Below are 22,003 nucleotides of genomic sequence, written 5' to 3'. Positions count from 1 at the left end.
CTCCGCGCGCAGGCCGTTCCAGCCCGCCGCGTCGGCGCCGACGCGCACCACCTCCCGCGCGAAGCCCTCCGCGCACGCGGTGAACTCCTCGACGGCCCAACGGGAGCCGAGGTCGCTGCGGAAGTGCGCGGCGGAGCCGTGGCCGTCGGCCACCGTGAGCACCGCGGCGGCGCCGCGGGCCACGGAGCGGGCGCCACAGCTGTCCTGGCTGTACTTCTTGCCGACTCCCTTGACCGTGGCGCTGAGGATGGCCCAGCCGCCGGTCGTGACCTGTGTCCGTGCCGGTGTCGATGGCCCGCTCACCAGATGTCGTCTTCGTCGTCCTTGGTCAGCGGCGCCGGTCCGAGCGGGGACGCGGGCTTGGCGTCCTCGACCTTCGGCGTCGACGCGTCCTTCACGACGGCTGTCGACATCCAGCGGATGGCCGCGGCGAGCTGGCGGGGGTTCTTGGCCTGCAGGGGCTCGAGCTCCGGGTTGCCGAGGAACTCCTTGAGCATGCTCTTGTCCGCGTCGTCCCCGATGGCCACCGCGACCCGCACGGCGCGCTTGCCCCACGGCGTGGCGTCGATCTCACGCAGGCCCGCGCGCCAGTCGTCCGTGGGCTGCCCGTCGGATGCGAGGGCGAGCACCGGGGGCAGGGCGCGCTGCGGCATCGGCGGGGTCTGCAGCGCGCCCGCGGCGAGCTTGAACGCCGCGCCCATGTCCGTGCCGCCGTACGTGTGCACGTCCTCCCAGGCGAAGTGGTCCACCGGAGTCGGCTCACCGACGTGCCAACTGGCGCCGCTGGCAAAGGAGATGGCACGTACGAGCAGCGAGGCGGCCGGGTTGGACTCGGCGGCCTGCTGCATCTCGGGGATGGCCTCGCGGATCGCGAAGTTCAGTTCGCCGATCTTGCCGTTCACCCCCATGGAGCCCGAGCAGTCGAGCATCCAGATGAAGTGCACGGGGCGGTTGGCCATGCTGCCGCCGGGGAAGTTGTCGGCGGCCTCACCGGCCTGGACGGTGACACTGGTCTGGCTGGTCTTCCTCACGCTGGTCCTCTCGCGCATCAGTGGTTCGGGGTTTCTTCTGGGTTGTCCGGGCCGGGTCAGTGGTGTCGGTGGCGGCAGTGGTGCGGGTCGTGTCAGTGGTGACGGTCAGGGCCGCCGGAGCCGGGCCCTTGCGGCCCTTGCGGCCCTTGCGGCCCCTGCGTCCCCGCCTGCCGACTGCGCCAGGCGTTCCATTCCTGGACCCGCTGCGAGCCGCGCCCGTGCGGCTGCCGGGTGATCTCCGTGGCGACCTCGCCCAGCGTCCAGTCGTCCAGGTGCGGCACCACGGGTGCGAGGACGCGGGTGAGCAGCTCGTCGGCGACCCGCTGCCACTCGTGGGTGATCCGGCGCCCCTGGCGGGGGCGCCAGATGTGGTAGAGCGCGGCGATCTCGGCGGGCTGGCGGGGCAGTTCGCGGATCATCCGCTCCCGCGCGCCTTCGTCGAGGAGGATCTCGCGATAGGGCCGCAGGACGTCGCCGCCGGTGCCCATCAGGAAGTCCAGGGCGGGGCGGTGGCACAGCTCGACGGGTGACGCCCGCGCGAACCCCCGGCCGACCCACGCACCGGTCCCCGCCCGCAGGACGTCACCGAGCGGCGACGCCTGCTGGCTCTGGACACGGACGCGCTCGACGGCCAGGCGCAGGGGCAGCCTCCCCTCGGCGAACTCCTCCACGGTCATGAGGAGTTCAGCCGTGGCCCGCTCGATCGCGGTGAGCTGCCCCTCCTCCCGCAGGTCCCTTGCGAAGTCGACAAGATCGCGGTCGACCCGCTCCGGCCCCCTGAGCCGGACCACGAGACGGATGCCGAAGCCCGCCTGGATGATCAGACGTGTCGGGCAGACGCGGACGAGCTCCGCCACCTCCGCGCTGTCGGGCTGGGACCCGCCCCACACGATCCGCCACAGCTGCTTCAGCGTCGTGGTGTCGGTCACCCGGCCGCCGGGGAGCAGTTCGGCCAGGGCGGCGAAGAGCCGGGCGCCCCGCAGGCAGTGCGGCTGCCGATGCCAGCGGGCTGCGGCCTCGACGAGCCGGAGGACAGGGGGCGCCTCGCCGGCCTCCACGCGCCGCCGCAGCCACTCCCCCTGCGGCGCGTTGGCGAGGCCGCGGAGCTTGTCAAGCTTCGAGTCGGTGAGGTCCCTTGCCAGCAGCTTCAGGACCCGCCGGTTCAGTCCCGTGTGGCCCATCGCCTCCAGGACCTCCACCGACTCCGCGCACGCGCGCCGCCCGGGGTGGAGCAACGCCCCCGCGAGCCGCTCCATGGCCTCTTCGAGCCCACGCCCCGCGTCCGCGCCCATGGCGAGCGCGAGCCGCAGCGGCTCGGCCCAGGTCCCCACGGGCTCGCGCAGCCTGCGGCGCAGCGCGTCGTCTGCGCGTCCGCCGAACTCAGCGCGCAGCCGCTGCCAGGCGTCGGCGCTCAGCGGGAGCCGTTCGCAGGCGGCGAGGTCGGGCAGCGTGCCCTGGTCCTCGGCCACGGACACGTAGTGCCGCACCAGGGCGAGTGCGAGCGGTTCGGCCGTGGCGCGGTCCTGGGGCCCGAGCTCCTGGCAGAGCCCGTACAGCTCGTCGACGACGGGGCTGCCCGCGCTCTGCTCCGCCACGGCCGCGGCGTGGGCGCGGACGATGTCCCGGCGGGCTTCGCCGGACATCGCGGACAGCTGCCGTACGTCGACGGTCGGGCGGGTCAGTGCGAACGGAGCGTCGTCGGCGCCCGGCTCGGGCGGTGTCCCCTCGATCCACTGCCGGGCGGTCACCTCCGCCCAGGTGTCGGGCATCGGCGTACTGCCCTGGCCGCCGACCCCGTCGTGCACGCGGTAGAAGTGGTCGAGCGTCGGCCCGTCGAAACGGTCGAAGTCCGCGTCCGGGCCGATGCCGATGATCTGCTGCGGCGCGCGTCGCGGTTCGGCGGTCCATGTGCTGAACGTCAGGGACTTGGCGTACGCGTCGGACAGCGAGGCGCAGGCGAGGGCGATCCAGTGGGCCACGGTGTCCGGGTCGTGCTCGGCGACGACGATCTGGCGCCCGGCCCGCTCGTCGAAAAGACGGCGTACGTCCGCGAGGAAGGGCTCGACGCGAGGGGCGTGCGCGCGGGCGAAGTCGATCAGGGCATCGGGGGCGACATCCCCCAGGGACAGGGGCAGTTCGTCGGGGTCGTCGGCGTACGCGACGTCGACGCGGCACCCAGCGGACACACTTCCGGGTTGCCCGGCGGCCGTACTCCCGGGCCGCTCGGCGACCGTGTGGCAGAGGAGCCCGGCCCCGTCCGGGAGTCGGCTGCGGCTGAGGCCTTGACGGTGCCCGACGGCCAGGACGTACGCGGCCAACTCGGGTGGTTCCAGGGGGTGTTCCTTCTCCTGCTCCTGCGGTCCCGCCGGTGCGGGGATCAGACGGACGACTCCGGTGTCCGGCTCCTCGTCGAGCCGGTAGCTGAGGCGGCGGATGGCCATGCCACATTGTGACCATCCGCATGCCTCGATCGCAGGCCGTCCGCCAAGTTTCCCCCCTCCACGGGACTCACTCGGCCCTCCTGCGCCCCACCGCGGGTGACTCCCCGCGCCCTTGCGGTACGGGTGCGTTGGGGCCACGGTGGTTCGCGGGCCCCGCCCGTCCGGCCCTTCCGCATGCTGACGCTGATCGGAGACTCCGTGGCCTCCTTCCCGCTGCCCCATGTCCTGCTGGGCGACGGCCCGCACAAGGTGATCGCCGTGCACGGCTGGTTCGCCGACCGCTCGGCCTACGCGCCGGTGCTCGCGGACCTCGACCTCGCCTCGTTCCAGTACGCGGTGGTCGACCTGCGCGGGTACGGAGAGGCGAAGGACGCAACCGGCGCGTACACGACCTCCGAGGGCGCCGCCGACGTCGTCGCTCTGGCCGACCGTCTCGGCTGGGACCGGTTCTCCCTGGTCGGCCACTCGATGGGCGGCAGCGTCGCCCAGCGCGTCGTCGCGATTGCCCCACACCGGGTCCGCAGGCTGGTCGGCGTCTCCCCCGTACCCGCGTCCGGCCTTGAACTGCCGCCCGAGCAATGGGAGTTGTTCTCCGAGGCGGACCGTCTGCCGGAGAACCGCCGCGCGATCATCGACTTCACCACCGGCGGTGTGCGGCCCGCGGCCTGGCTCGACCGCATGGTGGCGCGCTCCCTCGACGTCAGCGACGCGAAAGCCTTCCGCGGCTGGCTGGACTCCTGGGCGCGCGAGGACTTCCACGACCGGATCGAGGGCTCGACCGTGCCGGCGCTCGCCGTGGTCGGGGCCCTTGATCCCGCGCTCGGCGCGGACCTGATGCGCCGGACGTGGCTGCGCTGGTACGCGCGCGCCGAACTCACCGAACTCGCCGAGGCGGGCCACTACGCGATGGACGAGACGCCGCTCGCCCTCATCCGCGCCGTGGAGGAGTTCCTGCGGGCGGACGGCGAGGACGGCGACGCCTCCTGAACGCGGGCACACCACGTGAACCGGCCACCACCGAGTGAAGGGAGCGGGCAGATCACCGCATCCGCGGGCGACCAACTCGCCGCCGTGCCCGACGTGTTCGACCCACGGCAGTACGCGGCCGGGATCCCGCACGACCGCTACCGCCTGCTCCGCGACCAGCACCCGGTGGCCTGGCAGGATGAACCGCGGGTGCTCGACTGGCCCGCGGGACCCGGCTTCTGGGCTGTCACACGGCATCGGGACGTCGTCCGCGTCCTCAGGGACTCCACCACGTACTCCTCACACCTGGGCGCCACCCAGATCCGTGATCCCGACCCGGACGACCTGCCGTTCATCCGCCGCATGATGCTCAATCAGGACCGCCCGGACCACGGCCGCCTGCGGCGTCTGGTCAGCCGCGCCTTCACGCCAAGGCGCGTGGAGCGCTTCGAGTCCCTGGTCCGCGACCGGGCCCGCACCCTGCTCGCCGCGGCGACGGACGAGGCCCGCGACTCCGACGGCACCTGCGATCTCGTCACCGCCGTCACCGACGACTACGCACTGCTCAATCTCGCCGACCTCCTCGGCGTGCCCGAGAGCGACCGCGGGCTGCTCCTGCGCTGGACACAGCGCGTGATCGGCTACCAGGATCCCGACGAGGCGGGTGAGCCGAAGCGCGACCAGGACGGCAGGCCGGTCAACCCTCGCTCGCCCGCGATGCTGCGCGACATGTTCGCCTACGCGCAGGAGCTGGCGGCACACAAGCGCCGCGTGCCCGCCGACGACATCATGACCACCCTCGCCACGGACCCCGAACTGACCGACCCCGAGCTGGAGATGTTCTTCTTCCTGCTCACCGTGGCGGGCAACGACACCGTGCGCGGCGCGGCACCCGGCGGTCTCCTCGCGTTCGCCGAGCACCCGGACGAGTACCGCCGCTTCCACGCGGGCGACGCCCCGGTCGCCACGACCGTGGACGAGCTCCTGCGCCACCACCCTCCCGTTCTCACGTTCCGCCGCACGGCAACTCAGGACACGGTGCTGGCCGACCGGCCCCTCCGCGCCGGGGACAAGGTGGTCGTCTTCCACGCCTCCGCCAACCACGACGAACGCGTCTTCGCGGACCCCCACCGCCTGGACCTGTCCCGCTCCCCGAACCCCCACGTCTCCTTCGGCGAGGGACCGCACGTCTGCCTGGGCGCACACTTCGCCCGTCTCCAACTCCGCGTCCTGTACGAGGAGTTCCGCGCGTCACAGCCGACGCCTCCCCAGCTGGCCGCCCCGCCGAGGCGCCTGGTCTCCAATTTCATCAACGGCTTGAAGTCGGTGCCGGTCCAGCTGTCGGCAACGGCACCTCCGGTCACTGCGCTCACCTGAGCACCTCGCATCACAATCTGGTATCGCTGACCCGCCAGGGTCTTGCCACCCGCCCATGTAATCGATTCCAATCCTCCGTGTAATCGATTCCACAAGGAGGTGGACCGGCGATGGCGAGCATCAAGGACGTCGCGGCCGAGGCAGGCGTATCCGTCGCCACGGTGTCGCGCGTCCTGAACAGTCACCCCTCGGTCAGCCCGGCGGCCCGGGCCCGCGTCCTCGCCGCGGTGGAGAGCCTCGGCTACCGCCCGAACGCCGTCGCCCGCTCGCTGCGCACCGACCAGACCCGCACCCTCGGCCTGGTCATCAGCGACGTACTGAACCCGTACTTCACGGCCCTGGCCCGCTCCGTCGAGGAGGCGGCCCGCGCGCTCGGCTACAGCGTGATCATCGGCAACGCCGACGAGCGGCCCGAGCTGCAGGACCACCACGTCCGTACGCTCCTGGACCGGCGGATCGACGGGCTCCTGGTCTCCCCCACCGACGGCGGCTCCCCGCTGATGCTCGACACCGCGCGCTCCAGCACCCCGATGGTGTTCGTGGACCGCTGGATCCCGGGCGTTGACGTCCCCGTCGTCCGCGCCGACGGCCGCGAAGCCGTCCGTGACCTGGTCGCCCACCTGCACGCCATCGGCCACCGCAGGCTCGCGATCATCGCGGGGCCCGCGGCCACCACCACCGGCAGCGAGCGCGTCGAGGCCTTCCGGGACGCACTCGCCGAGTACGGGCTCCCGCTGCCCGACGACTACATCGGGCAGGGCGACTTCCAGGCCGACAGCGGGCGCCGGGCCACCGAGCGGTTCCTCGCGCTGCCCGAGCCGCCCCACGTCATCTTCGCCGCGGACAACCTGATGGCGCTCGGCGCGCTCGACGCGATCCGCGCGCACGGCCTGCGCGTCCCGGACGACATCGCGCTCGCCGCCTTCGACGACATCCCGTGGTTCGTGCACACCGATCCGCCGATCACCGCCATCGCCCAGCCGACCGGCGATCTGGGCCGGGCCGCCGTGCAGGCCCTGGTCGACTTGATCGAGGGCAGGCGCCCCCGGTCCGTCACCCTGCCCGCCCGTCTCGTCGTACGCCGCTCCTGCGGCGAGTCCCCCACCGACCAGAGGAGCACCACGTGAGCAGCGAGGAGCACCACGTGAGCAACCCGGACGAGTTGCTGCGGATCGAAGGCATACGCAAGACCTTCCCCGGCGTCGTCGCGCTCGACTCCGTCGACTTCGACCTGCGCCGCGGCGAGGTGCATGTCCTGCTCGGCGAGAACGGCGCGGGCAAGAGCACGCTCATCAAGATGCTCTCCGGCGCCTACCGCCCCGACAGCGGCCGCATCCTCGTGGACGGCAAGGAAGTCCGCATCCACGGGGCGCAGGACGCCGAACGGCTCGGCATCGCCACGATCTACCAGGAGTTCAACCTCGTACCCGACCTCACCGTCGCCGAGAACATCTTCCTCGGCCGGCAGCCGCGCCGCTTCGGGATGATCGACCGGAAGGCGATGGAGGAGGCCGCCGAGAAGCTCCTCAAGCGCGTCGGCGTCCAGGTGTCGCCGCGCGCCAAGGTGCGCGAACTGGGCATCGCCCGGCTCCAGATGGTGGAGATCGCCAAGGCGCTCAGCCTGGAGGCCCGCGTCCTGATCATGGACGAGCCGACGGCGGTCCTGACGAGCGAGGAGGTCGACAAACTCTTCGCGATCGTGCGGCAGTTGCGCGCGGACGGCGTCGGCGTCGTCTTCATCACCCATCACCTGGAGGAGATCGCCGCGCTCGGCGACCGCGTGACCGTCCTGCGCGACGGCCGCAGCGTCGACCAGGTGCCCGCGTCGACCGCCGAGGACGAGCTCGTGCGCCTGATGGTGGGCCGGAGCATCGAGCAGCAGTACCCGCGCGAACGCCCGGACACCGGGGGCGCGTTGCTCACCGTGAAGGGCCTCACCCGCGACGGCGTCTTCCATGACGTCAGCTTCGAGGTGCGGGCCGGTGAGGTCGTCGGCCTCGCGGGACTCGTCGGCGCGGGACGGACCGAGGTGGCGCGCGCCGTCTTCGGGGCTGATCCGTACGACGCGGGCTCCGTCGACGTACGCGGCGACCGGCTGCCCCGGCACGACGTGATCGCCGCGATGGGCGCGGGCATCGGCCTCGTACCGGAGGACCGCAAGGGCCAGGGGCTGCTGCTCGACGCCTCCGTGCAGGAGAACCTCGGCCTGGTGACGCTGCGTTCGGCGACGCGCTCCGGGCTCGTGGACCTCAAGGGGCAGCGTGTGGCGGCCGCCCGGATCGCCGAGCAGCTCGGCGTGCGGATGGCCGGGCTCGGCCAGCACGTGCGCACGCTGTCCGGCGGCAACCAGCAGAAGGTCGTCATCGGCAAGTGGCTGCTCGCCGACACCAAGGTGCTGATCCTCGACGAGCCGACGCGCGGCATCGACGTGGGCGCGAAGGTCGAGATCTACCAGCTCATCAACGAACTGACGGCCTCCGGGCACGCGGTCCTGATGATCTCCAGCGATCTGCCCGAGGTCCTCGGCATGAGCGACCGCGTGCTCGTCATGGCGCAGGGCCGCATCGCGGGCGAACTCGCGGCGGACGACGCGACGCAGGACGCGGTGATGGCACTCGCCGTCAGCAGCACGGCAGTTCAGACAGACGAAGCAACCGAAGGGAAGGCCTCCCGTGGCCACTGAAACGCTGAAGAGCAACGCGGGTGGCGCCACCGGTCTGCGCCGCGTACTGCTCGACAACGGCGCGCTGAGCGCCCTGGTCGTCCTCCTTGTGGCGATGTCGCTGCTGTCCGGCGACTTCCTCACCACCCAGAACCTGCTCAATGTGGGCGTGCAGGCCGCCGTCACCGCGATCCTCGCGTTCGGCGTCACCTTCGTCATCGTCTCGGCGGGCATCGACCTGTCGGTCGGTTCGGTGGCCGCGCTTTCGGCCACCGTCCTTGCCTGGACGGCGACTTCGCAGGGAATGCCGGTCTGGCTTGCGATCATCTTCGCCGTCGGCACCGGCATAGCGTGCGGATTCGTCAACGGACTGCTCGTCTCGTACGGCAAACTCCCGCCGTTCATCGCGACGTTGGCGATGCTCTCGGTGGCCCGCGGCCTCTCCCTGGTCATCTCGCAGGGCAGCCCGATCCCGTTCCCGGACTCGGTCTCCAACCTCGGTGACACCATCGGCGGCTGGCTGCCGGTCCCGGTCATCGTGATGGTCGCGATGGGTCTGATCACGGCCGTCATCCTGGCCCGTACGTACATCGGCCGCTCCATGTACGCGATCGGCGGCAACGAAGAGGCGGCCCGCCTCTCCGGCCTGCGCGTCAAGCGGCAGAAGCTGGTCATCTACGGCCTGTCCGGTCTCTTCGCCGCCGTCGCGGGCATCGTCCTGGCGTCCCGTCTGGTCTCCGCGCAGCCGCAGGCCGCGCAGGGTTACGAGCTGGATGCCATCGCCGCGGTCGTCATCGGCGGCGCGAGCCTTGCGGGCGGTGTCGGCAAGGCGTCCGGCACCCTGATCGGCGCGCTGATCCTGGCGGTCCTGCGCAACGGCCTCAACCTCCTCTCGGTGTCCGCCTTCTGGCAGCAGGTCGTGATCGGCGTCGTCATCGCGCTCGCCGTTCTGCTCGACACCCTGCGCCGCAAAGCCGGGGCGACTCCCGGAGCCTCGACGGGCGCCGCGGCAGGGGGCGGCAAGAAGGGGCCCCAGGTCCTGAAGCTCGGGATCGCCGCCGCGCTGGTCGCGGCCGTGGTCGGCGCCGTCTCCTTCTTCAACAACGGTTCCTCCGGTACGACGACGAAGATCGGCATGTCGCTCTCCACCCTCAACAACCCCTTCTTCGTCCAGATGAAGGAGGGCGCGCAGGCGGAGGCCGAGAAGGCCGGCATCGACCTCACGGTCACGGACGCGCAGAACGACGCCTCGCAGCAGACCAACCAGCTGCAGAACTTCACCGGCGAAGGCATGAAGTCGATCATCGTCAACCCGGTCGACTCGGACGCGGTGGGCCCGGCGGTGCGCGGCGCCAACAAGGCCGACATCCCGGTGATCGCCGCCGACCGCGGGGTGAACAAGGCGAAGGCGGCGACGCTCGTCGCCTCCGACAACGTCGCGGGCGGCAAGCTGGCCGCGAAGACCCTCGCGGAGAAGCTGGGCGGCAAGGGCAAGATCGTCACGCTGCAGGGTGTCGCGGGCACGTCGGCGAGCCGCGAGCGCGGCAAGGGCTTCACCGAGGGCATCAAGGAGTACCCCGGCATCAAGGTCGTCGCCTCCCAGCCCGCGGACTTCGACCGCACCAAGGGCCTGGACGTCATGACGAACCTGATCCAGTCCAACCCCGGCATCAACGGCGTCTTCGCCGAGAACGACGAGATGGCCCTCGGCGCCGCCAAGGCGCTCGGCAACAAGGCGGGCAAGTCGGTCTCGGTGGTCGGCTTCGACGGAACTCCCGACGGACTCAAGGCAGTCGAGGCGGGCACGCTGTACGCGTCCGTGGCGCAGCAGCCGAAGGAGCTGGGCAGGATCGCCGTGCAGAACGCGGTGAAGGCGGTGCGCGGCAAGGATGTCGACGCGATGGTGAAGGTCCCGGTGAAGGTGGTCACGAAGAAGAACGTGGCCGACTTCTCCTGACCCCACCCCGGTCACGTGCCCGCCACCATCGCCGTCACCCCGTACGAGCAGGAGCTGGATCCACAGATGCACGATCACCACGACCACGACGACGCCACGTACGACCTCCTGGTCGTCGGGTCGGCCAACGCCGACCTGGTGATCGGCGTCGAGCGCCGCCCCGCCCCCGGCGAGACGGTCCTCGGCTCCGACCTCGCCACGCATCCCGGTGGCAAGGGCGCCAACCAGTCGGTCGCGGCGGCCCGCCTGGGTGCCCGCACCGCCCTGCTCGCGCGGGTCGACGACGACGCGCACGGCAGGCTCCTGCTCGACTCGCAGCGGGCGGCGGGCGCGGACACGGTCGGCGTCCTGGTCGGCGGGGCGCCCACGGGCGTCGCGCTGATCACCGTCGACCCGTCGGGCGACAACAGCATCGTGGTCTCGCCGGGCGCCAACGCCCGGCTGACCCCTGAGGACATCCGTGCGGCGGGCAGCCTGCTCGCCGCGTCGCGGGTGGTCTCGACCCAGCTGGAGATCCCGGTCGAGACGGTCACGGAGCTCGTCCGCACCCTGCCGGCGGCCACCCGCTTCGTCCTGAACCCGTCACCTCCGGCTCCCCTGCCGCCCGAAGTCCTCGCCGCCTGCGACCCGTTGGTGGTGAACGAGCACGAGGCGCGTTACATCCTGGGGGACGACGTGTCCGCCGCGGACTCCCCCGCGGACTGGGCGCGCGCGTTGCTGGCCCTCGGCCCCCGCTCCGTGGTGATCACCCTGGGTGCGGAGGGAGCGCTGACGGCGGACGGCGGCGGCTCTCCCGTCACCGTCCCAAGCCCGAAGGTGGACGCGGTGGACACGACCGGCGCGGGCGACGCGTTCACGGCGGCCCTGGCCTGGCGCATCGGCCTGGGCGACGACCTCCCGACGGCGGCGGCGTACGCGGCGCGCGTGGGCGCGGCGTCGGTCACCCGGCAGGGCGCGCAGGAGTCGTACCCGACGGCGGACGAGGTCCCGGCACAGGAAGAGACTCCCTCCGCATGAAGAAGAGCGGCATCCTCAACCGCCATCTCTCCGCCGCCCTGGCCGAGTTGGGGCACGGCGACACGGTCCTGGTCTGCGACGCGGGCATGCCCATACCGCCGGGTCCCCGGGTCGTCGACCTGGCCTTCCGTGCGGGCGTCCCGTCCTTCGCCGAAGTACTTGACGGGCTGCTCGCCGAGCTCGTGACGGAGGGCGGAACAGCGACGACGGAGGTCCAGGAGGCGAACCCGGCGACGGCCGGGCTGCTGGCCTCCCGCGTCACGCCCCTCACCCTGATCCCGCACGAGGAGCTCAAGCGCCGCACGGCCGATGCCCGCCTGGTGGTACGCACCGGCGAGGCCACGCCGTACGCGAATGTGCTGCTGCGGTGCGGGGTGTTCTTCTAGCCCCGCACCGCGTCCCGCACGACCGTTCTCCTACGCCCGCACGCCCCCGCCCCCTCCCGCGAAGCTCAGCGTCCGGTACACCGTCACCCCGCCCGCCAGCTCCCCGCAAGCCTGCGCCGCCGCGCTGACGCGCTGTGTGTACGAGGGGTCGCGGGTGTCAAGCAGGATCCCCAGCGTCGTGCCGCTGTGCGCGACGGCGACGCCCAGGCCGCCGACCTCCCGGCAGATCTCCCGCATCGGCTCCAACGACCATTTGTGGCGCAGGAGTTGGTTCATCTGCGCGCTGCGGGTCGCGACCCTGCCGACCTCGGCCAGGTCGCGGCGCCGGACGGCGCACGCGAGGCGGTCGAGCAGGCGCGCGTACTCGTGGCGGTCGGCCAGGGTGAACGGCTTGGGGATGCGGTTGAAGTCCACCGTGTCGACCGAGCCGCCCTCGTCGATCCCCACCACGGCCATGACCGGAAGCGATCCGAGGACACCGCGCAGGCGCACGGTGCGGTGGTGGAAGGCGACGATCGCCGGGTAGAGCACCCCGTCCGTGGGCTCGATGTCCGCGAGGAGACGCTCGATCCGGGACGGCGGCATCTCGACCCGCAGCGCCTGACCGACCGCCCGCGCGGTCGCGACCAGGTCGGCGGACGAGCTCGCAAGTCCCTTGCCCTCGGGGATGACGCTGTTGACGTGGAGGGTTCCCCCGGTCGGCACACCTGTCCGCCGCGCCGCCAACTCGCTGATCGTACGGGCCAGTCGGAGCGCCTTGGTCTTCCCGGCGGGACGGACCACCACATCCCCGGAGCCTGACTCCTGCCGGAACGTGGCCATCGTCCAGCGCGCGACGGGCAACGTCACCAGGAAGTCCCCGTCCTCCTCGGGCAGCACGCCCTGAAGCAGTTCGCCGAAGGTCCCGAAGGCGGTGCCCACTCCGGTTCCGGCCGATCCCGCACCCGCTCCGGCGCCCGATCCCGCACTCGATCCAGCACCCGCCGGGCGGGGCCGCGGCCCGGCCTCCTGGGACAGCTTCACAGGTCTCCTCTCAACGTCCCGACGCCTCCAGACCCACAGGCTGCCACAGGACTATCCGTCTTGACAATCATTTTCATCTAGTGTGATGCTCTCGGCTCGGCGACCAAACACAGGGGGCAGAGGGCAGACATGCACGACCACATAGCCGAAGCGGTGAAGAAACCCGATCTCATATCCCTGGCACCGGACTTGGTCTGTCTCCGGTTCGAGACGATGAAGATCTATTCGGCGCTCGGAGCGGTCCGTCACCTTCTTGATTCAGGTGCCGTGAAACCCGGCGACACCCTCATCGACAGTTCCAGCGGTATCTACGCGCAGGCCCTTGCGCTCGCCTGTCACCGCTATGGAATGAAGTGCCACATCGTGGGTTCCACGACCGTGGACCGCACCCTGCGCATCCAATTGGACATTCTCGGCGCCACCCTGGAACAGGTGCGGCCGTCCAAGAATCTCCGGCTCGACCAGGAGCTGAGAGTGCGGCGCATCGCCGAGATACTCGAGGCGAATCCGTCGTACCACTGGATGCGGCAGTACCACGACAGCATCCATTACTACGGCTACCGCGACGTGGCCGAGACGGTCGACGCCGAGGTCCCCGGGGGGCCGATCGCCCTGGTGGGCGGGGTCGGCTCGGGGGCCTCGACCGGCGCCATCGCCGGATATCTGCGGGAGGCGGGGCGCGATGTGTCACTCGTCGGCGTACAGCCCTTCGGCAGCGTCACCTTCGGCTCGGAGCGCGTGGCCGACCCGGACATGATCATCGCCGGGATCGGCAGCGCCATCGAATTCGAGAATGTCCGGCACGACGCGTACGACCGCGTGCACTGGGTGAATTTCGACTGCGCGGTGTCCGGCGCGGTCTCCCTTCTGCGAACCAGTGGCATCTTCGCCGGTCTTTCCACCGGGGCCGCCTATCTGACCACCCTCTGGGAGCAGCGCCGCGACGATTCCCGTACGTACGTCTTCATCGCCGCGGACACGGGTCACCGCTATGTCGACAGCGCCTACGCGCACCACGCGAAAGCGCCGGACATCGACACCTTGAAGCCGCACGAAATCACCTCGCTCGACGAGCTGAGGCATCCCTGGTCGACCACTTCCTGGCCCGACCTTCCCTGACAGCGTCCACCACCACTCTGAGAGAACTCCACATGTCACACCCCGAGCCGCGCACGCCCCACAACGTCGCGGAGCTCATCGACGCCGTCCTGGCGGGCGACTACGGCCCCGACCCCAAGGACCTCTCCATCACCAGCGCGTTCTGGCTGTACAACACCACCCGCCTCGCGGGCAGCCAAGTGACGTACCACAACCACTACTTGCTGCTCCGGGTCGGCACGGCCTTCGGTGCCTGCTCCTTCGAGGCCGGTGAACTCGCCCCGGACTTCTGCGAGAACGCATCGGGCCACACCCTCGACAAGCTGCTGCGCGCCGAGTCCACGCCCGTCCGCATCGCCGCGCTCGACGCCTACCTCGCGCAGGTGAGCCCGCACCGCGACGCCGCCGAAGCCGAGCGCGTCATGCTGCCCACCGGCACCCCGGAGGTCCGGGCGAAGGCCCGCGACGCCGCCATCGCCGGACTGCTCGACATCGAGCCGGGCGCGAAGGTCGCGCTCATCGGCGTGGTCAACCCCCTCGTCGCGGCGATACGTGAGCGGGGCGGCGTCTGTCTGCCCTGCGATCTCAATCTCCGTACGACCCAGTGGGGCGACCGGATCACCGACGACATGACCGAGGTCCTGAAGGAAGCCGACGCCGTGGTCGCCACCGGCATGACGCTGAGCAACGGCACCTTCGACCTGATCCTCGCGCACTGCCGCGAACACGAGGTGCCCCTTGTGGTGTACGCGCAGAGCGGCAGCGCCGTGGCCCGCGCGTTCCTGCCCGCCGGGGTCACCGGCCTGTCCGCCGAGCCCTTCGCCTTCTCGCAGTTCAGCGCCGACGAGACGCCGCTCTACCGCTACAAGGAGGCGGCGTGAGCGTCGACTCCAAGGGTTCCGACGTGGCTTCCCCGGCCTCCGCCGGCGAAGAGGCGCTGCCGGGCGACCTGCGGATGGCCCGTGCGCTGTGGCCCGTCCTGGTCGCGTCCGCGGTCGGACTGCTGCCGTTCACGATCTTCAGCACCTATCTGGTGCCCATGGCCGAGGACGCCGAAAGCAGCGTCGCCACGCTGGGCGGCCTGCGCGGACTCGGCGGTCTCGCGGCCCTGCTGGTGGGCACCGCCCTCGCCCCGCTGATCGACCGGGTGCGCAAGGAGTGGGCCGCCGCGGGCGGTCTCGCCGCGCTCGGCGTCTCCGCCGCCCTCGGCGCGAGCGGGGACTTCATCCTGCTCGCCGTGTTCTGCCTCCTTGTCGGCGCCAGTACGTCGGTGCTGAACCCGGCGCTGACCGCGGCGGCGGCCGACCGCTTCGGTTCCGGGAAGGCCGCGGGGCGCGCGGCGACGCTCGTCACCGCCACCCAGTCGATGACGGCGATGCTGGCGGCTCCGGTCATCGCGCTGCCCGCGCTGTTCTGGGGCTGGCAGGGCGACCTGTTCGCCGTGACCGGGGTGTCGCTGCTCCTCGCCGCGATCTTCTTCGTACGCGGCAAGGACGCGCCGGTCGAGAAGCGGGACGATTCTCAACGCCTGGGCTACGTCGCCTCGTTCAAGGCGCTCGGGGCGATCCCCGGTGTCGTGCCGCTGCTGCTCATCGCCCTGCTCCGCACCGCCGTGTTCATGGGCTACCTCTCCTATCTGGCGGCCTACTACGACGAGCGGTTCGAACTCGACCCCGGGCTCTTCGCGTTCGTGTGGACGCTCAGCGGCGCGTCGTTCTTCGTGAGCAATCTCCTCACGGGGCGGATCACGAACTCCGAGGAGCCGCGGATCGGCACCGAGCGGTTGCTGGCCTTCGGTCTGGTAGCCGCGCTCGTCTCGGTCGTGGGCTTCTACTTCACGCACTGGCTGCCGCTCGCGCTCGCGATGACGTCCCTGCACGCGGCGAGCCACGCCGTCGTGGCCGCGTGCGTGGTCAGCCTGCTCGTCCGGCGCTGCGGGACCCAGCGGGGCGCGGCCCTGAGCGTGAACGCCGCGGGGATGAGCCTCGGGGTCTTCGTGGGCGCCGGGCTCGGCGGGCTCGGGCTCGGGCTCGCCGGATATCCGGGGATCGCCGTGGCCTTCGGGGCGCTGGTGGTCGTGGCGCTCGTGGCAGCGGTCCTCGTGCTGAGGGCCGGGCCGGTGGAAGAGGCGGAGTCCGCGGCCTGAGCGTCGCGCCGGGAGGGCGGTGAGGGAACCGCGGGCCGGTGAGGGCTGGTCGCGCCCACGCGGCGGAGCCGCACATGTCACAGCCCCGTGCCGCTTTCAGGGCGCGATACCGCGCTGACCTGACCTCGCCGAGTCCGCCCAGCGCCTCGCCGGGCCCAACACGCCCGCCCCCACCCCGACTTGAAAGGACCGACCGCCATGCCTCCACCCGCGCCCTCCCCCACGGCAGCCATCGCCACGGCGCCCGACGCACTCCCGCCGGACCCGCCGGCCAAGGGCGTACGGAGCCGACTCGCCTCCCGGGCGGGCCTTGCGGCCACCTGCGCCGCGCTCCTCCTCGTCCTCCTCGTCTCCGTCGTCGTGGCCATCGGCCTGGGCTCCGCCGTCGTCACGCCGGGCGACACGGCCCGGCTGCTGTGGGCGGCGCTGAGCGGCGGGAGCATCGACGCCGACGAGGTGACGACGTATCAGATCATCTGGCAGATCCGCACACCGCGCGTGCTCCTCGCGGCACTTGTGGGCGCGGGACTCAGCGCGGTCGGCGTCGCCATCCAGGCGCTGGTGCGCAACGCGCTCGCCGATCCCTTCGTCCTTGGCGTCTCGTCCGGGGCGTCGGTCGGCGCGGTCGGCGTGACGGTCACGGGCGGGCTCGCGGCGCTCGGCATCTACGCGGTGTCGGCGGGGGCGTTCATCGGCGCGCTCGTCGCCTCCGTTCTCGTGTACGCCGCCTCCGCGAGCCGCGGTGGCGGGCTCTCGCCGCTGCGGCTCGTCCTGACGGGGGTGGCCATGGCGCTCGGCTTCCAGGCCGTGATGAGCGTGATCATCTACTTCGCCCCGGACAGCGAGGCGACCAGCATGGTCCTGTACTGGACGATGGGCAGCTTCGGCGCCGCGAGCTGGGGCGCGCTGCCCGTCGTGGCCGCCTGCGTGCTGCTCGGTCTCGCCGTGCTGTACCGGTACAGCAGGGCGCTCGACGTCCTTGCGCTCGGCGACGAGACCGCGACGAGCCTGGGCATCAGCCCCGACCGGCACCGCAAGGGTCTGCTCCTGCTCGCCTCCCTCATCACCGGGGTGATGGTCGCCGTGAGCGGCGCGATCAGCTTCGTCGGCCTGGTGATGCCCCATCTCGTACGCATGGTGGTCGGCGCCACGCATGCGCGGGTGCTCGCCGTGGCGCCGCTGGTCGGAGCGGTGTTCATGGTCTGGGTCGACCTGGTGTCGCGGACCCTTGTGGCGCCGCGCGAGCTGCCGCTCGGGGTCATCACGGCGCTGGTCGGGGTGCCGGTGTTCATCGCGCTGATGCGGCGCAAGGGCTATATGTTCGGGGGCCGTTGAGATGGAACTCGTACTCGACGGCCTGTCCGTGACGATCGACGGCAAGGTCCTGGTCCGGGATCTGTCCCTTGAGGTGGGCAGCGGCCAGATCGTCGGCCTGGTCGGCCCGAACGGCAGCGGCAAGTCCACCGCACTCAAGTGCGTCTACCGCGCGCTGCGCCCGAGCTCCGGCGTGGTCCGGGTGGGCGAGGACGACCTCTCCCGTCTGACGCCGCGCCGCAGTGCGCAGGTCGTCGCCGCGATGGCCCAGGACGGCGCGGTGGACCTCGACTTCACGGTGGAGGAGGTCATCGCACTGGGCCGCGCGCCCCATCTGCGCGGCAATCAGGCGCTCGGCGCACGCGAACAGGACCTGTGCGCGCGCACGATGGCCCGTCTCGACCTCACCCGCCTCGCCGACCGCGGCGTACTCACCCTGTCCGGCGGTGAGCGCCAACGCGTCCTGCTGGCGCGGGCGTTGGTCCAGGAGCCACGGATCCTGGTCCTCGACGAGCCGACCAACCACCTCGACGTACGCCACCAGATCGAGCTCCTCTCGCTCCTGAAGGGCTCGGGCCTCACCGTCCTCGTGGTGCTGCACGACCTCAACCTCGCCGCGGCCGCGTGCGACCGCATCGGGGTGCTGTCCCAGGGCGAGTTGGTGGCTGCCGGAACCCCGGAAGAGGTGCTCACCACGGGCCTCGTCGACGAGGTGTTCGGCGTCAAGGCCAGCGTGATCAGCCACCCCCTGACCGGCGACCCCCAGCTTCTCTACGCACTGAGCCCCTCGTCTCCCCTCTGACACCCGAAAGGCACCACCAAGCCATGCCCAGAACACGTACTTACACCGCCGTCGGATCCGCGCTCGCGGCAGCCGTGCTGCTCGGCGGCTGCGGCGCGGAGGTCGACTCGGACCCCAAGGCCGCGGGCGCGCCCGAGAAGGCCACCGTCGAGCGCTGCGGCGAGCCGGTCACGTACAAGACCCCGCAGCGCGCGGTGGCGTACGAGGGAGGCAGCGCGGACAAGATGTTCAGCCTCGGCCTGACCGAGCACGTCCACGGCTATGTGATGCCCCCGGCCAACCCGCCGGTGAGCGAGTCCCCTTGGGCCTCGGAGTACGCCAAGGTGAAGATGCTCAGCGACGACCTGCTCAACAAGGAGCTCGTCGTGGAGGCCAAGTCCGACTTCGTCGTCGCGGGCTGGAACTCGGGCTTCAGCGACCAGCGGGGCATCACCCCACAGATCCTGGACAAGCTCGGCATCCAGAGCTTCATGCACACGGAGAGCTGCTTCAACTACCCCAAGTACCCGCAGAAGGTCACCCCGTTCAAGGCCCTGTACTCGGACCTGGACCGCCTGGGCAAGATCTTCCACGTGGAGAAGAAGGCGGACGAGGTCGTGGGCGGCCTCAAGAAGCGTGTGGCCGCCGTCGAGTCCAAGGCCCCCAAGGGCGACCGGGTCCCCGTCTTCCTCTACGACTCCGGCACGGACCAGCCCTTCACGGCGGGCAGCCAGGTCCCGCCCAACGACATCATCAAGTCCGCAGGCGGCAAGAACATCTTCGACGGCCTCGACGAGCGGTGGACCCAGGTGAACTGGGAGGCCGTCGCCAAGGCCGAGCCCGAGGTCGTCATCATCTTCGACTACGGCGACATGCCCGCCAAGAAGAAGATCGACTTCCTGAAGAAGTCCCCGCACACCAAGGAACTGCCCGCCGTGAAGAAGAACAACTTCTTCGTCCTCGACTACAACGAGGGCATCAGCGGCCCGCGCAACATCGACGGCCTGGAGAAGTTCGGGAAGTACGTGCGGTCACTGAAGCGGTAATTCCCCGGGCCCCGGCCGCGCCCCGGTCGCGTCCCGGCCACGTCCCGCCCACGTCCCGGCCGCCTCACTGAGCCTCGTCCAGAGCTCCCGTGAGGCGGCCGAGGAGCCCCTGGAGGGTGAGGATCTCCTCGACGGTCATCCCGGTCGAGGAGAGGATCCGGCGCGGCACGGGCAGGGCCCGCTCGCGCAGCTCGCTTCCGGCATCGGTCAGCTGAACGGTCACGGAGCGCTCATCGGCGGCGCTGCGCTCACGCCGCACGAGCCCTGCGGTCTCGAGCCGCTTGAGGAGCGGCGAGAGCGTGCCGGAGTCGAGGCGCAGCCGCTCGCCGATCGCCTTGACCGGCTGCGGGCCGTCTTCCCAGAGCACCAGCATCGCCAGGTACTGGGGGTAGGTGAGCCCGAGGTCCTTGAGGGCATCGCGGTAGACGCCGCCGAAGGCGCGCGAGGCGGCGTGCAGCGAGAAGCAGACCTGGTGGTCGAGGCGGAGGAGCTCGGCGTCGGGCACGTCGGGCATCTCGCGTCCGGTGGGTGCGGCGGTCGGCGGTGACGTCATGGGTCCAGGGTACCTGGCACACGCCACTAAGTTGTGCACAACTAAATCGTGTGCAACCATAACGGCAGAGCGAACGAGTGAACGAGCGAACGAACCCCGTTCTTCTCGTTCTTCTCGTTCTTCGAGACCGAGGGAAGAGGACACCCCCATGAACGCGCTGTACACCGCCGTCGCCACCGCCAACGGCCGCGAGGGCCGCGCCGTCAGCTCCGACGGCCAGATCGACCTCGCGCTCGCCATGCCGCCGGCCCTGGGCGGGAACGGCCTGGGCACCAACCCCGAGCAGCTCTTCGCCGCCGGGTACGCGGCCTGCTTCGCCAGCGCGATGGGGGCGGTCGCCCGCGAGATGAAGGTCGACACCAAGGACGTCTCGGTGACCGCCGAGGTCTCCATCGGCAAGGACGACGCGGGCTTCGGGCTCGCGGTCGTGATGCGCGTGGAGCTGCCGGACTCCCTGGCGGGCGAGACCGGGCAGCAGCTGGTCGAGGCGACGCACGCGTACTGCCCGTACTCCAAGGCCACGCGCGGCAACATCGAGGTCGAGCTCGTCATCGAGTAGTCGAGCGCGGCCCCGGGGAGGGACCGAACAAGAGAGGGCCTGACGGCGGGTACCGTAGAGGTACCGATCTCATGGGCCTCCTGGTGGGCTGCGTGAACCCCAGGAGGCCCAGCATGACGACGAACCGCGGACGCAAGGACGTGATCCGGAACCGGATGACGTCGACCGGCGAGTCGTACAACGTCGCCGCCCGCAATCTCAAGGCGATGAAGGACATGGGCGCCACCCGCGAGGCCGTCGTCACGCAGCGCTGGCAGCCCGCGGAGACTCTGGACGTGCCGTGCCCCTGCGGCGGCACCTGCGAGCCGGGCGAGAAGTGCGACCACTGCCACGCCCGCCACCGCCACGTGGCCCGCTACCCCGGCAGCCGCACCGAGGTCGAGACCTGGGTCGACTGCTACGAGTGCATGGGCTGCTCGTCCACGTACACCATCACCGTCGTCCTGCCCGGCCGCCCGTGGGGCATCGCCGAGACGGTGATCCAGGGGGCCTCCACCGAGCCGGTGATCCGCGCCCGCGTCTTCCCGGGCGTAAAGCACCCGCTACTGCGCCCCGAAACCCCCGAAGAGGACTGAGCCCCCGGCCGCGCTGGATCGACCGGCCATATATCGCACGCCCCGCACCCGCCACGCGCCCTACGATCGCGCTCCACGACCAGGGAGAGCCGGGGGCGGACATGTATGAGGGCATCAGAGGCGGAGAAACTGTCGCCGTACGGCTCGCGGAGGGCGCGGACCTGCGGAGCGCGCTGGTCGTCGCGGACGTCGACGGCTGGCTCGCGCTCGACGCGGGGGTACGGGAAGTGGCCTGGTACCGGTCGGAGCCGCTGCCCGCGTGGGAGAACTCCGCCCCGCTGCCCGCCGACCTGACGGGACTCGACGACTCCCGGCTCGCGCTCGCCCTCTGCCACCGCGACGGACGTGTCCGCGAGGCGGCGATACGTCACTCGGCCAACCGGCCCGAACTGCTGCCGCTGGTCGTCGTCCGCTGCGCCGACTGGGTCGAACCCGTACGCGATCGCGCCCGCGAACTGCTGCGCGCGGCACTGCACTCCGACCCCGACGACGCCGTCGATCTCGCACCGCTGATCCTGCGCGTCGGCCGTCGCGAGAGGGGTGCCTTCGGCGTCGATCTGCTCGGTGCGGTCCTGCTCCGTGCCCCTCTCGGGCGGCTCACCGCCCTCCTCGCCGAACCCGACCGCGCCGTACGCCGGTTCGCCTGCCGACTGGCGGTCGAGCACGGGCTCCTGGGCCCCGCCGAGCTGGCCCGCACCGCCGCCCGGGACGAGGACACGGTGGTCCAGGACCTGTGCGCCACGGCGGCGCTCACGTCCTTGGGGGACGCGGGGGACGCGGGGGATGCGGGGGATGCGGGGGATGCGGGGGACGCGGAAGCCCTTGACGACGTGCTGACACCGCTGCTGACCGCACGCGCCCCACGCGTCAGGTCCGCCGGTGTCACCGGGCTGCGCCGGGCGGGGCAGCCGGAGCGGGCCGAGCCGTTCCTCGGTGACCGGTCCGCGCTGGTGCGGGCCTGTGCCCGGTACGTCGTACGGCAGCATGGCGGCGATCCGACGGGCTGGTACCGGGAGCGGTGCGCGGCGCCGGACGATCCTGCGCTCGCGCCGGGCGCGGTCATCGGCCTGG

General features: G+C 71.3%; 20 protein-coding genes and 1 pseudogene. 16 read left to right on the top strand and 5 right to left on the bottom strand.

Annotated features, from left to right (window positions below):
- The 3 genes from ABD378_RS19010 to ABD378_RS19000 form a co-directional block, all read right to left on the bottom strand.
- Positions 1–303: protein phosphatase 2C domain-containing protein (locus tag ABD378_RS19010; protein ID WP_344522109.1), on the bottom strand; the 303-nt coding region annotated here is incomplete at its 3' end.
- Complete coding sequence (locus tag ABD378_RS19005; protein ID WP_344522114.1) at positions 300–959, bottom strand: vWA domain-containing protein; 660 nt, start codon at positions 957–959, stop codon at positions 300–302. The genes ABD378_RS19005 and ABD378_RS19010, both read right to left, overlap by 4 nt.
- A gap of 164 nt (positions 960–1,123) precedes the next feature.
- Positions 1,124–3,472 (bottom strand): GTPase-associated protein 1-related protein, encoded by a 2,349-nt coding sequence (locus ABD378_RS19000; protein ID WP_344522108.1) that lies wholly within the window; start codon positions 3,470–3,472, stop codon positions 1,124–1,126.
- A gap of 198 nt (positions 3,473–3,670) precedes the next feature.
- Between ABD378_RS19000 and ABD378_RS18995 the strand changes: the two genes are divergently transcribed.
- The 7 genes from ABD378_RS18995 (at position 3,671) to rbsD (ending at position 11,837) form a co-directional block, all read left to right on the top strand.
- Positions 3,671–4,459 (top strand): alpha/beta fold hydrolase, encoded by a 789-nt coding sequence (locus tag ABD378_RS18995; protein ID WP_386546642.1) that lies wholly within the window; start codon positions 3,671–3,673, stop codon positions 4,457–4,459.
- Between the two features lie 51 nt (positions 4,460–4,510).
- On the top strand, positions 4,511–5,815 hold the full coding sequence (locus tag ABD378_RS18990) for a cytochrome P450 (RefSeq protein ID WP_344522113.1): 1,305 nt from the start codon (positions 4,511–4,513) through the stop codon (positions 5,813–5,815).
- A 110-nt stretch (positions 5,816–5,925) separates the two neighbouring features.
- Positions 5,926–6,942 (top strand): LacI family DNA-binding transcriptional regulator, encoded by a 1,017-nt coding sequence (locus tag ABD378_RS18985; protein ID WP_344522106.1) that lies wholly within the window; start codon positions 5,926–5,928, stop codon positions 6,940–6,942.
- Positions 6,943–6,959: 17 nt separating this feature from the next.
- Positions 6,960–8,498: a sugar ABC transporter ATP-binding protein gene (locus tag ABD378_RS18980; RefSeq protein ID WP_344522112.1), complete on the top strand. Its 1,539-nt coding sequence runs from the start codon at positions 6,960–6,962 to the stop codon at positions 8,496–8,498.
- A complete protein-coding gene (locus tag ABD378_RS18975; protein ID WP_344522105.1) occupies positions 8,488–10,434 on the top strand; it encodes an ABC transporter permease/substrate-binding protein in 1,947 nt (648 codons plus the stop codon). Before ABD378_RS18980 ends, ABD378_RS18975 begins: the two co-directional genes overlap by 11 nt.
- 66 nt (positions 10,435–10,500) lie before the next feature.
- Entirely contained in the window at positions 10,501–11,451 is a 951-nt protein-coding gene (locus ABD378_RS18970; protein ID WP_344522111.1) for a ribokinase, read from the top strand.
- A complete protein-coding gene (gene rbsD, locus ABD378_RS18965) occupies positions 11,448–11,837 on the top strand; it encodes a D-ribose pyranase (protein ID WP_344522104.1) in 390 nt (129 codons plus the stop codon). Before ABD378_RS18970 ends, rbsD begins: the two co-directional genes overlap by 4 nt.
- Positions 11,838–11,867: 30 nt before the next feature.
- On the opposite strand, the gene ABD378_RS18960 is transcribed toward rbsD, so the two are convergent.
- Positions 11,868–12,758 (bottom strand): GHMP family kinase ATP-binding protein, encoded by an 891-nt coding sequence (locus tag ABD378_RS18960; RefSeq protein WP_344522110.1) that lies wholly within the window; start codon positions 12,756–12,758, stop codon positions 11,868–11,870.
- Positions 12,759–12,989: 231 nt separating this feature from the next.
- On the opposite strand from ABD378_RS18960, the gene ABD378_RS18955 reads away from it, so the two are divergent.
- From ABD378_RS18955 to ABD378_RS18930, 6 genes are all read left to right on the top strand, one after another.
- A complete protein-coding gene (locus ABD378_RS18955) occupies positions 12,990–13,979 on the top strand; it encodes a pyridoxal-phosphate dependent enzyme (RefSeq protein WP_344522103.1) in 990 nt (329 codons plus the stop codon).
- Positions 13,980–14,011: 32 nt separating this feature from the next.
- The gene (locus tag ABD378_RS18950; RefSeq protein WP_344522102.1) at positions 14,012–14,839 is read left to right on the top strand and encodes a Rossmann-like domain-containing protein; all 828 of its coding nucleotides are present in this window, start codon (positions 14,012–14,014) and stop codon (positions 14,837–14,839) included.
- The gene (locus ABD378_RS18945; RefSeq protein ID WP_344522101.1) at positions 14,836–16,104 is read left to right on the top strand and encodes an MFS transporter; all 1,269 of its coding nucleotides are present in this window, start codon (positions 14,836–14,838) and stop codon (positions 16,102–16,104) included. The genes ABD378_RS18950 and ABD378_RS18945 overlap by 4 nt, the downstream gene beginning before the upstream one ends.
- A 198-nt stretch (positions 16,105–16,302) precedes the next feature.
- Positions 16,303–17,439, top strand: a complete 1,137-nt coding sequence (locus ABD378_RS18940) for a FecCD family ABC transporter permease (protein ID WP_344522100.1) — start codon at positions 16,303–16,305, stop codon at positions 17,437–17,439.
- Position 17,440: 1 nt separating this feature from the next.
- Positions 17,441–18,220 carry an ABC transporter ATP-binding protein gene (locus ABD378_RS18935; protein WP_344522099.1) on the top strand — a complete coding sequence of 260 codons (780 nt, stop codon included), beginning with the start codon at positions 17,441–17,443 and terminating at the stop codon, positions 18,218–18,220.
- 23 nt (positions 18,221–18,243) lie between these two features.
- Positions 18,244–19,245, top strand: a complete 1,002-nt coding sequence (locus ABD378_RS18930) for an ABC transporter substrate-binding protein (protein WP_344522098.1) — start codon at positions 18,244–18,246, stop codon at positions 19,243–19,245.
- 64 nt (positions 19,246–19,309) lie between these two features.
- Here the strand turns inward: ABD378_RS18930 and ABD378_RS18925 are convergent, their stop codons facing one another.
- A complete protein-coding gene (locus ABD378_RS18925; protein ID WP_344522097.1) occupies positions 19,310–19,798 on the bottom strand; it encodes a MarR family winged helix-turn-helix transcriptional regulator in 489 nt (162 codons plus the stop codon).
- Between the two features lie 148 nt (positions 19,799–19,946).
- Here ABD378_RS18925 and ABD378_RS18920 point away from each other — a divergent pair, with 148 nt between their 5' ends.
- The 3 genes and pseudogenes from ABD378_RS18920 to ABD378_RS18910 all read left to right on the top strand — a co-directional run.
- Positions 19,947–20,357 (top strand): organic hydroperoxide resistance protein, encoded by a 411-nt coding sequence (locus ABD378_RS18920; protein WP_344522096.1) that lies wholly within the window; start codon positions 19,947–19,949, stop codon positions 20,355–20,357.
- Positions 20,358–20,470: 113 nt separating this feature from the next.
- The gene (locus ABD378_RS18915; RefSeq protein ID WP_344522095.1) at positions 20,471–20,932 is read left to right on the top strand and encodes a hypothetical protein; all 462 of its coding nucleotides are present in this window, start codon (positions 20,471–20,473) and stop codon (positions 20,930–20,932) included.
- Positions 20,933–21,033: 101 nt separating this feature from the next.
- Positions 21,034–22,003 (top strand): annotated as a pseudogene (locus tag ABD378_RS18910) (hypothetical protein); the annotation flags it as partial.

This window comes from Streptomyces rectiviolaceus (genome assembly GCF_039533825.1).
Taxonomy (GTDB): Bacteria; Actinomycetota; Actinomycetes; order Streptomycetales; family Streptomycetaceae; genus Streptomyces; species Streptomyces rectiviolaceus.
The sequence above is the reverse complement of the archived record's forward strand: the minus strand, read 5'-3'. Positions and strand labels throughout refer to the sequence as shown.

Excerpts from the sequence above, each read along its gene's own strand:
- ABD378_RS19005 (WP_344522114.1), bottom strand. The coding sequence starts at position 959 with ATGGCCAACCGCCCCGTGCACTTCATCTGGATGCTCGACTGCTCGGGC.
- ABD378_RS19000 (WP_344522108.1), bottom strand. The coding sequence starts at position 3,472 with ATGGCCATCCGCCGCCTCAGCTACCGGCTCGACGAGGAGCCGGACACC.
- ABD378_RS18985 (WP_344522106.1), top strand. The coding sequence starts at position 5,926 with ATGGCGAGCATCAAGGACGTCGCGGCCGAGGCAGGCGTATCCGTCGCC.
- ABD378_RS18970 (WP_344522111.1), top strand. The coding sequence starts at position 10,501 with ATGCACGATCACCACGACCACGACGACGCCACGTACGACCTCCTGGTC.
- rbsD (WP_344522104.1), top strand. The coding sequence starts at position 11,448 with ATGAAGAAGAGCGGCATCCTCAACCGCCATCTCTCCGCCGCCCTGGCC.
- ABD378_RS18955 (WP_344522103.1), top strand. The coding sequence starts at position 12,990 with ATGCACGACCACATAGCCGAAGCGGTGAAGAAACCCGATCTCATATCC.
- ABD378_RS18950 (WP_344522102.1), top strand. The coding sequence starts at position 14,012 with ATGTCACACCCCGAGCCGCGCACGCCCCACAACGTCGCGGAGCTCATC.
- ABD378_RS18940 (WP_344522100.1), top strand. The coding sequence starts at position 16,303 with ATGCCTCCACCCGCGCCCTCCCCCACGGCAGCCATCGCCACGGCGCCC.
- ABD378_RS18935 (WP_344522099.1), top strand. The coding sequence starts at position 17,441 with ATGGAACTCGTACTCGACGGCCTGTCCGTGACGATCGACGGCAAGGTC.
- ABD378_RS18930 (WP_344522098.1), top strand. The coding sequence starts at position 18,244 with ATGCCCAGAACACGTACTTACACCGCCGTCGGATCCGCGCTCGCGGCA.
- ABD378_RS18925 (WP_344522097.1), bottom strand. The coding sequence starts at position 19,798 with ATGACGTCACCGCCGACCGCCGCACCCACCGGACGCGAGATGCCCGAC.
- ABD378_RS18920 (WP_344522096.1), top strand. The coding sequence starts at position 19,947 with ATGAACGCGCTGTACACCGCCGTCGCCACCGCCAACGGCCGCGAGGGC.
- ABD378_RS18915 (WP_344522095.1), top strand. The coding sequence starts at position 20,471 with ATGACGACGAACCGCGGACGCAAGGACGTGATCCGGAACCGGATGACG.